This window comes from Plantactinospora endophytica (assembly GCF_016862915.1).
GTDB lineage: Bacteria > Actinomycetota > Actinomycetes > Mycobacteriales > Micromonosporaceae > Plantactinospora > Plantactinospora endophytica.
Genome location: NZ_BONW01000004.1, coordinates 1 through 12,297, shown reverse-complemented (window position 1 = coordinate 12,297; position 12,297 = coordinate 1). Strand labels below are relative to the sequence as shown.

General features: G+C 70.8%; 10 protein-coding genes and 1 tRNA gene. 5 read left to right on the top strand and 6 right to left on the bottom strand.

Annotation, left to right across the window (positions count from 1 at the left end; translation table 11 throughout):
- The first annotated feature begins 190 nt into the window (after positions 1–190).
- Both Pen02_RS05785 and Pen02_RS05780 read left to right on the top strand, forming a co-directional pair.
- Positions 191–1,429 carry a L,D-transpeptidase gene (locus Pen02_RS05785; RefSeq protein WP_203864885.1) on the top strand — a complete coding sequence of 413 codons (1,239 nt, stop codon included), beginning with the start codon at positions 191–193 and terminating at the stop codon, positions 1,427–1,429.
- 202 nt (positions 1,430–1,631) lie between these two features.
- Positions 1,632–2,942, top strand: a complete 1,311-nt coding sequence (locus tag Pen02_RS05780; protein WP_203864884.1) for a L,D-transpeptidase — start codon at positions 1,632–1,634, stop codon at positions 2,940–2,942.
- A gap of 188 nt (positions 2,943–3,130) precedes the next feature.
- On the opposite strand, the gene Pen02_RS05775 is transcribed toward Pen02_RS05780, so the two are convergent.
- Positions 3,131–3,203 (bottom strand) — tRNA-His (locus Pen02_RS05775).
- A 177-nt stretch (positions 3,204–3,380) separates the two neighbouring features.
- Positions 3,381–3,977, bottom strand: a complete 597-nt coding sequence (orn, locus tag Pen02_RS05770; RefSeq protein ID WP_203865155.1) for an oligoribonuclease — start codon at positions 3,975–3,977, stop codon at positions 3,381–3,383.
- Between the two features lie 68 nt (positions 3,978–4,045).
- Here orn and Pen02_RS05765 point away from each other — a divergent pair, with 68 nt between their 5' ends.
- Complete coding sequence (locus Pen02_RS05765; protein ID WP_203864883.1) at positions 4,046–5,341, top strand: glycosyltransferase family 87 protein; 1,296 nt, start codon at positions 4,046–4,048, stop codon at positions 5,339–5,341.
- A gap of 280 nt (positions 5,342–5,621) precedes the next feature.
- Here Pen02_RS05765 and Pen02_RS05760 read toward each other — a convergent pair whose 3' ends face one another.
- The 4 genes from Pen02_RS05760 to Pen02_RS05745 all read right to left on the bottom strand — a co-directional run bounded on the left by Pen02_RS05760 (position 5,622) and on the right by Pen02_RS05745 (position 10,723).
- Positions 5,622–7,574 (bottom strand): hypothetical protein, encoded by a 1,953-nt coding sequence (locus Pen02_RS05760; protein WP_203864882.1) that lies wholly within the window; start codon positions 7,572–7,574, stop codon positions 5,622–5,624.
- Positions 7,575–7,821: 247 nt separating this feature from the next.
- Positions 7,822–8,571, bottom strand: coding sequence for a YcnI family copper-binding membrane protein (locus tag Pen02_RS05755; RefSeq protein ID WP_203864881.1), 750 nt, complete (start codon positions 8,569–8,571; stop codon positions 7,822–7,824).
- A gap of 11 nt (positions 8,572–8,582) precedes the next feature.
- On the bottom strand, positions 8,583–10,505 hold the full coding sequence (locus Pen02_RS05750) for a copper resistance CopC/CopD family protein (protein ID WP_203864880.1): 1,923 nt from the start codon (positions 10,503–10,505) through the stop codon (positions 8,583–8,585).
- Positions 10,506–10,549: 44 nt separating this feature from the next.
- Positions 10,550–10,723: a hypothetical protein gene (locus Pen02_RS05745; RefSeq protein WP_203864879.1), complete on the bottom strand. Its 174-nt coding sequence runs from the start codon at positions 10,721–10,723 to the stop codon at positions 10,550–10,552.
- A 244-nt stretch (positions 10,724–10,967) separates the two neighbouring features.
- Here Pen02_RS05745 and Pen02_RS05740 point away from each other — a divergent pair, with 244 nt between their 5' ends.
- Both Pen02_RS05740 and Pen02_RS05735 read left to right on the top strand, forming a co-directional pair.
- The gene (locus Pen02_RS05740) at positions 10,968–11,522 is read left to right on the top strand and encodes a MauE/DoxX family redox-associated membrane protein (protein WP_203864878.1); all 555 of its coding nucleotides are present in this window, start codon (positions 10,968–10,970) and stop codon (positions 11,520–11,522) included.
- On the top strand, positions 11,515–12,234 hold the full coding sequence (locus Pen02_RS05735) for a DsbA family protein (RefSeq protein WP_203864877.1): 720 nt from the start codon (positions 11,515–11,517) through the stop codon (positions 12,232–12,234). Before Pen02_RS05740 ends, Pen02_RS05735 begins: the two co-directional genes overlap by 8 nt.
- The last annotated feature ends 63 nt before the right edge of the window (positions 12,235–12,297 follow it).

Below are 12,297 nucleotides of genomic sequence, written 5' to 3'. Positions count from 1 at the left end.
GCTGACAACGGGAGAAACCCTAACACGGTCGCGCGAGGGGCTTCCAACCAGTTCCCCCCACCGGCCACCGCCGTTCGGCCGAGTCGGTCAAAACAAGACAATCGACGCATAGGGTTTCAGCCTCCGGGGTCAAAACTGTGGCCCCGATAGTGCACGATGTCTCCCGGGATTCGAGTGGACCGAGGTGGGGATGGGCAGGAGCACGCGCAACTGGGCGATGATCATCGTTCTGGCGCTCGCCGCGCCGCTGGGAACAGCGGCCTGCGGTGGCGACGGGGACGAGAAGCCGCAGTTCGTGAGCGGTGACGGGGCGGCGGCGGGCGCGAGTACGACCCCGACACCGCCAGCCGAGCCGCTCGACCTCGCGGTCACTCCGGCCAACGGTGCCAAGAAGCAACCGGTGAGTGTCGAGATCGGCACCAGCGTCAAGGGCGGCAAGGTCAGCAACGTCAGCCTGACCCTCGCCGGAGGCGGCGCGGTCAAGGGCGCGATGCGGCCGGACGGTTCGTCCTGGGTACCGGCGGCGCCGTTGAAGTATGCCAAGACGTACAACGCCCAGGTCACCGCGACCTCCTCGGCGGGGCAGACCGAGACCACGAGCATCTCGTTCACCACCATGGCCAAGCCGAAGTCGGTGATCGGTTCCGGCCTCTACCTCTTCGACGACAAGACCTACGGCGTGGCCATGCCGGTGGTGGTGGAGTTCTCGCCGGGGATCGCCAAGAAGGACCGGGCCAAGGTGCAGCAGCGGATGTTCGTCGAGTCCAACCCGCCGCAGCCCGGCGCCTGGCACTGGGTGTCCAACGGTACGCAGGCCTACTACCGGGCCCCGGAGTACTGGCAGCCGGGGACGACGCTCGACGTACGGATCGGGCTGGAGGGCATCCCGCTGAGCAACGGGCGGTACGGCAACGTCGACCGCAAGGCGACTGCCAAGATCGGCAACCGGTTCGAGATGAAGGTCGACAACAAGACCAAGAAGATGACCGTCCTCGAGGACGGCAAGGCGATCCGGACCATCCCGGTGAGCCTCGGCAAGAAGAGCACTCCGTCATCGAGCGGCACCATGGTGGTGATGGAGAAGAAGGAGTCCACCGTCTTCGACACCCGCGACGACCCGGACCCGGCGAACCGTTACGTAACCGATATCGACTTCGCCCAGCGCCTCACCTGGGGCGGGGAGTACATCCACGCCGCGCCGTGGTCCGTGGGCGACCAGGGGCGGCGGAACGTGTCGCACGGCTGCGTCAACATGTCCACCGCGAACGCCCGCTGGCTCTTCGAGAAGACCAAGACCGGCGACCCGGTGACCATCAGCGGCACCGAACGGAAACTGGTCTCCGGCAACGGCTGGACCGCCTGGAACCTGCCCTGGAAGGAGTACGTCAAGGGCAGCGCGCTGCCGGTCCCGGCCGACCTCGGCGCCTGACCGCCGGACCGAGGGAACGTCCCCGGGACATCCACCGACGCCTCCCGTCGACATTTGCGGCACTAAGCGGCTAAATCGACCCTGTCCGATGGTGTTCTACGGCACGGCAGCAAACGAAAACTTGCTCACGAGCGTCATTGGGAGAGGATGACCGTGGGGACCGAGTGGGTACCGCTGTGGAAACCAGCCTTGTGAGGGGATCATGCGAGCAGGCCGAGATCAGGTGACCCGTCGTACCTCCGACCCGGGTTCGGCGACACGCCGACCCGCGCCGTTCCGGGCTCTGGCCGCAGTCGTGCTCGCCGGCGCCCTGGCGTTCACCGCGACCGCCTGCACGAAGGCCGGCGAGCAGGGCGGCGGGCCGTCCTTCCAGGGCGGCAGCGAGGCCGAGGAGAAGCCGAAGGCCTCGGCCGCGATCACTGCGCCGGCCGCCGACGCCAAGGACGTACCGGCCTCCGCGGAGATCGCCTTCAACAGCAAGGATGCCGTCGAGACGGCCGTCGAGGTCAAGAACGCGGCCGGTGAGGCTGTCAAGGGCGCGGTCACCGGCGCCGGGACCTGGTTGCCGGAAAAGGCGCTGGAATACGGTACGACGTACACCGCGACCGTGACCGCGACCGGCGACGACGGTAAGCCGGCGACGACCACCAGCACCTTCACCACGATGGCCAAGCCCGGCAAGCAGATCCGGGTGACCAGCTTCCTCGGCGACGGCCAGACGGTCGGCGTCGGCATGCCGTTGATCGTCAAGTTCAGCCGAGCCGTACCGGAGGACTACCGGGACGACGTGCAGCGCCGGATGACCGTCCGGGCCACCCCGGCCCAGGAGGGGATCTGGCACTGGGTCAGCCCGACCGAGGTGCGCTACCGCCCGAAGACGTACTGGAAGGCCAACACCAAGATTTTCTACAAGATCCAGGCCGGCGGGCTGCCGATGGGCGGCGGCTGGTACGGCCGCTCCGACCTGACCGTCGACATCAAGACCGGACCGGCGGTGGTGATGACCGTCGACAACAAGACCAAGAAGATGACGGTCAAGCGGGACGGCAAGGTCATCAAGACGATCCCGATCAGCCTCGGCAAGAAGAGCACGCCGTCCTCCAGCGGCACGATGGTGGTCATCGAGAAGCTGAAGAAGACCGTCTTCAACACGATGGACGACCCGAACCCGGCGAACCGCTACATCACCGACATCGAGTACGCCCAGCGGCTCACCTGGGGTGGCGAGTTCATCCACGCCGCGCCGTGGTCCGTCGCCTCGCAGGGGCGTACGAACGTGTCGCACGGCTGCGTGAACATGTCGACCGCCAACGCGAACTGGCTGTTCAACCAGACCCGGGTCGGCGACCCGATCCAGGTCAAGGGCACCGAACGCAAGCTGGAGAACGGCAACGGCTGGACCGACTGGAACATGAGCTGGGACCAGTACGTCAAGGGCAGCGCGATCCCGGCCGGCGAGACGGCGGCCACCCCGAGCACCGAGCCGACCACCGAAGCCACCACCACGGGCTGAGCCAGCCAGGCATCCGCCACGGCCGGACATCCGCCACGGCATAGCCCCCGCCCCCTCCTCGGATACCTGAGGGGAGGGCGGGGGCGTTCCGTATGCTGCCCCCGAAATGCCCCCAGATGGCCCCTAAAACGATCAAGGCTCCCTCGACCGAGGGAGCCTGACCTGCGGATCTGAAGATCCAATACGAGGGTGACTGATGGGATTTGAACCCACGACACCCGGGACCACAACCCGGTGCTCTGCCAACTGAGCTACAGCCACCATGTTCAGTTTGAGCTGGAACATCTGCCACATCCGGATCACCAGACCCGGCGGGGCGACGACCAATGATAGCCACACCCCTCCCCCGGCCGTCGACCGGGTTGCGCCCTCGGGTCGCGCACGACCCGGGACGACGACGATGGGGCGGAATGCCCGGACAGTCCGACCAGGAGGCGGTCAGAGCTCGGCGGCGATGGCCTTGGCGGTGTCGACGTCCGGCCCGGGCAGCGGTACGAAGACCGTCCGCCGGTAGTACTCCAGTTCCCGGATGCTCTCCCGGACGTCGGCCAGGGCCCGGTGAGCCAGCCCCTTCGCGGGCTGGCCGAAGTAGACCCGGGGGTACCAGCGGCGGCACAGCTCCTTGATCGACGAGACGTCGATCATGCGGTAGTGCAGGTGGGCGTCGAGTCGTGGCATGTCACGGACCAGGAAGCCACGGTCGGTGGCGATGGAGTTGCCACACAGCGGCGCGGTACGCGGATCCTTGACGAACGATGTGACGTACTCGAGGACCAGGTCCTCGGCCTCGCGCAGGCTCACCGTCGACCGACGTGCCTCCTCGGTCAGACCCGACCGTTCGTGCATCGCGCGGACAATTTCCGGCATCCCCGCCAACGCCTGCTCGTCGGCGTGGATCACCACGTCGACACCCTCGCCGAGCACGTTGAGGTCACGGTCGGTGACGAGCGCGGCGACCTCGATCAAGGCATCCTTGCCAAGGTCGAGCCCGGTCATCTCACAGTCGACCCAGACGAGAAGATCAGCCACGACGATCAGACTACGCGTAGCCCTGCGACCCGCGCCTCAACGCTGTGGACAGAACGGCCCGCTAGGGTTTTCCCGTGCCAGCCGATGCCCCCGCGCCACCCGCCACCGACGAGGACGATCCCGGCGGCCGCACCGCACGCCAGATCATCGTCGTCGTGCTGGTCGCCGCGGCGGTGCCGCTGCTCTATCTGGCCAGTACCCCGCACGACTTCTTCGACCTCAAGATCTACATGAGCGCGATGCGCTGGTGGGCGGACGGCAACCCGCTGTACGACTACGCCCAGCCCGACCCGGTGCAGCAGGAGCTGTTCTTCACCTATCCGCCCTTCACCGCTCTGCTGCTGCGCCCCTTCGCCGGGCTGCGCATCGGGGTCACCGTCGTCCTCTTCACCGCGCTGACCGTACTCGCGCTGCTGGTGACCACCTGGTGGCTCGTCTCCTCGGTCGCCGACCGGTACGGGGTCTCCCGGTGGTTCGCGGCCGGGCTGGCCGTACCGCTCGTCTTCGCCGTGGAGAGCACCCGGGAGACCATCGTCTTCGGGCAGATCAACATGCTGCTCGTGGTGCTGGTCCTGGCCGACCTGCTCTTTGCCGTACCCCGGAACTCGCGCTGGGCCGGCGTCGGCATCGGGCTGGCGACGGCGCTCAAGCTCTATCCGGGGATCTTCATCGTCTACCTGCTCGCCACCCGGCGGTGGCGGGCGGCGCTGGTCTCCAGCGCGACCGCTGCCGGCGCGACGCTGCTGGCGGCGGCGATCGCGCCGAGTGACTCCTGGCGGTTCTGGACCCACGAACTCTGGCTGACCGACCGGGTCGGCCGGCCCGACTACACCGGCAACCAGTCGCTGTTCGGGCTGCTCAGCCGGTTCACCACTCCCGAGAAGCCGAACCAGGTGCTCTGGTTGGTGCTCGCGGTCGCCATCGCGGCGTACGGGCTGTGGCGGGCGGCCCGGGCCGCGCGGGCCGGGGACGAGGTCGCCGGGCTCACCCTGACCGGCCTGGTCGCCGTACTGGTGAGCCCGATCACCTGGACCCACCACGCGTACTGGTTCATCCCCGCCGTGGTGGTGCTGGTCGACGCCGCACTACGGCCCACCGGTCCGGCCGCCGGAGCGGGCGCGCGGCGCCGCAGGATCGCGCTGCTGTCGCTCGCCGCGCTGGTCACCGCAGTGATCGTGTACGGAGTGGTCTCCTACTACGACTGGGGACGTGCCTTCGACCGTACGAACGCGCCCGGCGAGTTCCTGCTGCGGAATCTCTACGTGCTCTTCGCGCTGCTGCTGCTGTTCGTACTGCCGATCCGGAGCAAGTCGCCGGACCCGGGTACCGCTGTCGAGGTCCCGAAACACGAACCAAGTATCCGGCAGTAGCAGAACTTGCACCAAATGGACAGATCTATCTAGTACGTCTCGATGCGGTTAATCTAGGGACAACACCTGAAACGTCCCTTCGGTACACCGATCCCCCGGTGAAGGTGGCCCCCCGTGTCGGCAGCGCGGGGGGCCACCTGCCGTCCACCTTCAGCACGCCGCCGACGCCCCAGCGCCGGCCCACCCGACAGGGGTTTCACCGCCACCTCCGCAGTCGACCTCAGTCCGCGATCGACCGCCTCGGGAACTGCTGCCCGGTGATCCACACCGGGGCGGTCGGTCAGCGGGACGTCGTGGTCGGACTGGGCCGCCTGATGTCGACACCTCGCCGGGCCGGCTCGTCCTCCGGGGCCACCGCCGCTTCACCCGCCGTCACACTGGCGTTGTGCCGTCCCGGCGTACCGTCCATCGCGGCCGACCGGGTCGCCGGCTCGTAGCCCTTCGGCCGGTTCAGGGCGGTACGCGTCGTACGCACCTGCCCGGCGTCGTAGCCCGCCGTACCCGGGGTGGCCGGACGCAACGCGACCCCCGGCACCCGGCCGTCCCCGATCGCCGCCGCTCCGGGTACAGCAGCCGGAGCAGGGCCGAACGCGGGCACAGCAGCCGGGTCAGGTGGGGACGCGGCTGCGGCAGCCGGACCGGGCCCGAACGGGGCCACCGACCCGGGCACGTGTCCCGGGTGCGCTGTCGGTCGTCGCGCCGGTACCACGGAACCTCGCACCGCCCGCGGTGCGGTGCCGGCGGCTGGGACGGGTGCCGGCCTGGGCGGTGCCGGCATCGGTGGTGCTGGCACCGGCAACGGCGGCGTCGGCGAGGGCGCCGGTACCGGTGCGGGCGGCGGAGCGGGCACCGGCGCGGGAGCCGGGGCCGGGGCCGGGGCCGGGGCACGAGCAGATCGCGCCGCGACGGTGCAGCCGAGCGATCCGGCAGCACCGTCCGAAACGCCAACCGCCGCCCCGGAGTTAACCGCCGCCCTGGACCCGACTGCCGTCCCGGAGCCAACTGCCGTCGCAGACCCCGCCGCCGTACCGAAGCTGACCGCCGTCGCGGACCCCACTGCCGTCCCGGAAGACTCGGCCACCATTCCGGCGACAGGCGCCACCTCCGTGGCACCGGTCGGAACATCGGGCACCGGCACGGGACGGGGCGGCGTCGCGGGTCGGAGCACGGGATCGGCCGCCGGATTCATCGGCGGCCACACCAGGCGTACAGCCGGTTCGGTGGCGGATTCCCGCGCCGTGGTGCCGCCGGTCGGCGTCAGTACGTCCGCGAGCGTCGCCGGCCGGTTCGACCGCTCCCCGGGACGGTCGAGCCGCTCACCAGGGCGGTCCAACCGCTCGCCGGGGCGGTCCAGCGGCTCGCCGGGCTGCCGGTCGGGGGTCAGGTCGGCCCGGTCCGGGGTAGGTCCGACCTCGTTCAGTGCGGGGGCGCTGCGTCCGACCTCGTCTAGCGCGGGGACGCTGCGTCCGACCTCGTTCAGTGCGGGGACGCTGCGTCCGACCTCGTCCAGCGCGGGGACGCCGAGCCGCGCGGCAAGTTCCGGCACCTGGCTGGGCTCGACGACGAAGACCACCTCGCGGGGGCGCACCGGTCGGGCCAGCAGCGCGATACCGAGCAGCACGAGCAGGCCGCCGGCGGTCAGCGCAGTCCAGGTGAACGGGTCGAGCCAGCCGGGGCGTACCTCGGCACGCAGCTCGGCGGCGACACCGGCCGCCGCGTCCGGGCGCATGACGACCAGGCTGAGCCGGGGTGCGCGTAGCTCGTCGGCGGTCAGGTCCAACGTCCCCAGGCCGCCCCGGATCCACAGGTCCTGTGCCCCGGGCAGCCCGGGCAGGGCCGGTGTGCCGGGCTCGTCGGCCGGGGTGACCCGTACCGGCAGGGTTCCACGGGTCACGCTGACCCGGTCGATCCGGGCGTACGGCGAGTTGGCGAGGTAGGTCGAGACCTCGGCGGCGGGTGCGAGGCCGACGAACGCCGGTTCCGCCCCGGTACGTGCGACGATCCGCAGCCCGGTACGACCGGCCGGCAGGAGCGGCGCCTCCCGGTCCAGCATCGCGGCCAGGTCGGGTACGACGACGGCGTGCCCGGCGGTCTCGACCCGGTCGAGTGTGCCGGCGAAGGCACCGTCGGCGCCCCGCCGCTCGGACACCGTCCACAGCGCACCGCCGACGAGGAGCATCGGCAGCCCGATCGTGAGCAGGAGTATCCCGGCGATCAGCCGCACGAAGCGCATGGGTGTCCCTATTCTCTCCGGTCGCGGTACTCGCCGACGACGTCGCAGGTCCGGCGGTGGGGTCGCAGTACCCGACGACCATACCGAGCGAAATCGCTTCAACACGGATTATCGGCCGAAAACGCCGCTGGCCCGTCGGCAGTATTGCCAACGGGCCAGCGGCCAACAGATCGAACAGCGCACCGGAGCACTGGAAGTGCCGGACACCGGGAACGTCGGAGAGGAGAGCGCGCGGGGCGCCGTCGGATCAGGCGGCGGGCGGCGCGGTCTCCCGGCGGGTACGGGCGAAGGCCAGCCCGCCCAGCGCCAGCCCGGCGAGGCCCGCGACCAGGCCGGCGATCGCCACGCCCAGCGCGGCCGAATTCCCCTCGTCCTCCTCGCTCGCCGACGCGGCGGGCTGCTGGACCACGGCCGGCCCGGCGGTCGACGGCGCGTCGCCACCATCGGCGGCCGGCAGCAGCTTCAGCACCGGAGCGGGATCGTTCTCCGGCTCGGTACCGTCGGCGGCCGGCGGCTCGATCCAGCGCGACGTCTCGCCGTCCGAGTAGTGCTGGAGGACCCGGAACACGATCTGCTTGACCTCCGGCAGCGGTCCCATCGAGACCGGGAACTCCTGGAACTCTCCCGGCTTGACCCCGGCGTTCGCGGGCGCCGTCCAGGTGATCTTGGACACCACCTCGCCGACCTGGCTGCCGTGCACCTCCACCGGCGGGTTCACCTTGCGCTTCTCGATCGCCACCGTCCAACCGGGCACCGGCATGGTGGAGACCGACGCGAGCGGGGCGTCCTCGGGGAACGCCACCTCCAGCTTGATGGTCGACGCGGTGTCGCTCTCGTTCGGTACCCGGAAGGCCACGCGACCGTAACCGCCCTGGGTCGCCTCCCTCGGGTTCACCGTGACGTGCGCGGAGGCCGCCGAGGCCAGCCCGAACACGCCGACCACGGCGGCTCCGAGGACGAGAGCCGCGGCGCGCGCGGCCCGACGGTGACGGATCATGATGTACCTCTCTAGTTGATAGGCACGGTGCTGCTCACCGTTGCCTGGTCGATGTCCGAGATCCGGACGGTGAAACTGAGCTGCCAGTTGCCCGCCCTCGGCAGGCTGATCTCGCCGGTGGCGTGGTTGTCGGTGAGCGGCAGCAGCGGAACCTCGATCGGCTCGACACCCTGGTCCGGCAACGCCGCCGTGGCCCGCCACTCGACCACCGGCAGCGGCTTGTTGTCCGGGGTGTAGGCGTACAGGTGGACCGAGTTGCTGCCGGTGCCGGCCGGATCCACCTCGACCTGCAACGAGTAGAGCGAGCTGGTCAGCGTGGTGGTGTAGTAGCCCGGCCCGCCGGCATCGGCGTACTCGCCTGCGGTGCGGGCCGGCGGCGTCTGCACCAGTACGGCGGAGAGGGCCAGCACGACCGCGGTGATGGCGAGTTCCACCCAGACCGCCCGCCGGATCCGCCGAGCCGATCCGGCCGGCCGGGGAGCGTCGTCGACGAGTACGGCGGTGGCGGTGGCCGAGGCGGCGACGCGGGCCGGCCCCGGCATCGCAATTACGTCCCGACCGTTCCGTTCGACCACGCCACCCGGCTCGACGCCGTCACCGTCGCCTGTCCCCGCCCGCTCTGACCCGTCCCCCGGCCCGTGCGCGTCGTCGGCCGGCGGATAACCGTCGTCGTCCGACGGGTAACCGTCGGCGTCGGGCTGGTACCCGTCGCCGTCGTCGGGCTCGGCCGGGTCGTCGGCGAGGAGCCGGCGCCGGACCAGTTGCCGGGAGTACGCGGCCACCGCGATCACCGCCGCGAAGAGCACCACCTTCGCGATGATCAGCCGGCCGTAGGTGGTGGACACCAGCGCCGACGGCGTGGCCACCTCGATCAGGGCCTGGACGACGCCGGCCAGCAGCAGTGCGGAGACGGCCACCGTCGCCCAGCGGGACCAGACCGGCAGGATCGCGTCGAGTTCCCGGTCGTTGGCCCGGCGGAGCAGGAACCCGCCCAGCATGACCAGTCCACCGAGCCACACCGCCATCCCGGCCAGGTGCACGCTGTCGACCACGACGGAGACGGCCGGTACCGGCGAGGCCGCCGCGTGCCCCGCGATCGGCCAGGTACCCAGGCCGGCCACGCCGAGCACGGTGAGCAGGATCTGGTCGCCACGACCGGCCCGGCCTTCGATCAACGGGCGGAGCAGGATCGCCGCTGCGGCCAGGATGCCGAGCCGGACCAGGTGGGCGGCGCCGAAGGTGCTGCCGAGTACGTCGGTCAGCGCGCTGCCGCTGACCGCGAACGGGCCACCTCCGGTGGTGTACGGCACCTGGAGCCAGATCCCGGCGAGCGTGGCGAGCGCGATCAGCCCCATGCCGGTCCAGATCAGCCGGGCCGGGCCTCGCCGGTCGAGCCGCCGGGGCCAGAGCAGGCTGAGTACCATCACCGGGCCGATCAGCAGCAGCAGGCCGGCGTACCCGATGCCCTTGAAGACGCGTACCGCCGCGCCGACCACCGGATGGATCTCGTCGCCGCCGGCGGCGGACGGCGGCGTCGACGGGGCACCGACGGAGTAGGTGTACGCGCCGGCCACCGGGTGGTTGTCGGCCGAGATCACCCGATAGCTGACCAGATAGCTGCCGCGTGCTCCGGCCGGGTCGACCGGGATGGTGATCACCGCACCGTTGAAGGTCGGTTCGCCCCGGTCCACCCGGGCACCGTCCGGTCCGAGTACCCGGATCTTGTCCGGTACCTCACGGACGGCCTCGCTGAAGGTGAGCACCACCTCGGCGGGCGAGTTGGGCAGCACCACCTCGGCGGCCGGGCTGCTGCTCACCAGTACGGCGTGCGCGCTGGCCGGGGCGGCCGGGCCGAGCAGCAGGGCGAGGGCGGCCAGCAGCAGGCCGAGACTGGCACCGGCGCGGGCCAACCAACGACGATTCGCAGCAATCATGCCCGATATCGTGGCCGACCACCCCGGCCAAGCGCGACCTCGGGTCACGCCTGGTCCGCCTCGGTCACAGCGGCGGCCAGCAGATCCACGGCCGGCAGAGCGGCAAAGGGCGTGGAGTGGCGCGGGCTGCGGCCGGCCACCGCACGCCGGCCGCCCGGCCGGGTGGCACGGAGGTCGTCGTCGGCTCGCGGCGCGAGCCTGGTCCCGTCGATCGCCATGGACGAGTAGTCGGCGCCGGGGCCGAAAAAGTTCCCGGCACATCCGAGTGACACGGACCCGCGTCCGATCGGCCCGGCCATCCCGTGGCCGGAGGAGCTGGCGATCGAGGAGTTATGCCCAGGATCGCCCACCTATCAGCGTAATGCCCACGTACCGTAGGTGAGCGCGATCCCAGCGTGACGGCGTCCCGGATGACCGACGCCACACCAGCACCGGAAACCCTGCCACCGAGCACGACGACTAATGACTGTGACTGAGCGGACCACAGCAAGCACCCCGGCGCCGGGCGGCAGCCGCTGGCCGGCCGTCCGACCGTGGCTCGGTACGGCGGCCCGGCTGGGCCTCGCCGCCGTGTGGCTGACCGCCGGCGGATCCAAGGTCGGTGACCTCGCCGCCTCCGGCCGGGCCGTCAACGCGTACAAGATCTTCCCGTACGACCTGGCGGTGGTGATCGGCGCGGCGCTGCCGTTCGTGGAACTCGCCCTCGGGCTGATCCTGCTGGTCGGCCTCGCCACCAGGCTGGCCGCCGGGATCTCGGCGGGACTTCTTGTGATCTTCATCGCGGGGATCGCCTCGGCCTGGGCGCGCGGGCTCGCCATCGACTGCGGCTGCTTCGGCAGCGGCGGGGACCTCGCCGCCGGACAGGACCCGACGTACGGCACGGAGGTCCTCCGCGACCTGGGGTTCCTGGTGCTCGCCGGCTTCCTGCTGCGCTGGCCGCGTACCCCGCTCTCGGTGGATGCGGCGCTCGGTCGGCCACCGGAGGCGCCGGAGGAGGAGGAAGAGAGCGATGACTGACCGGAACCGCAAGGGTCAACGCCGGCCCGCCCGGGTCGTACGCGAAGAGATGGCCCGGGAGCGGCGCCGCAAGCGCACGCTGTGGACCTCGGTGGGCGCGGTCATCGTGCTGATCATCGCCGGGCTGATCGGCTGGGGCGTCTCGGCCAGCCAGGACTCCGGCGACTTCACCCCGCCGGGCGGGGCCAACCCGGAGGGTACCGGCATCGTGCTCGGCTCCGGGCCGGTCAACGTCGACGTCTACGAGGACTTCATCTGCCCGATCTGCCGCACCTTCGAGCAGCAGGCCGGCGGCACCCTCGACCAACTCGTCGCCCAGAACAAGGTACGTGTCACGTACCACCCGGTGGCGTTCCTCAACCGCTTCTCCAGCACCGAGTACTCGACCAGGTCGTCCGCCGCGTCCGGCTGTGCCGCGCAGAGCGGCAAGTTCCGGGACTACGCGAAGGCGCTGTTCGACCGGCAGCCGCCGGAGGGCAGCGCCGGACTGAGTGACGATCAGCTCGTCGAGGTCGCCACCAGCATCGGGCTGGCCGGGGACAGTTTCCGCAACTGCGTCCGGAAGAATACCTTCGAGAAGTGGACGGAGCACGTGACCGACGAGGCGGCCCGGGCCGGAGTGACCGGCACGCCGACGGTGCTGGTCGCCGGCAAGCAGGTGCAGGCCAGCGCAGAGGCGATCACCGCAGCGGTGGCGGCGGCCGGCGGATGACCCGCAGCGGTGGCGGCGGCCGGCGGATGACCCGCAGCGGTGGCGGCGGCCGGCGGATGACCC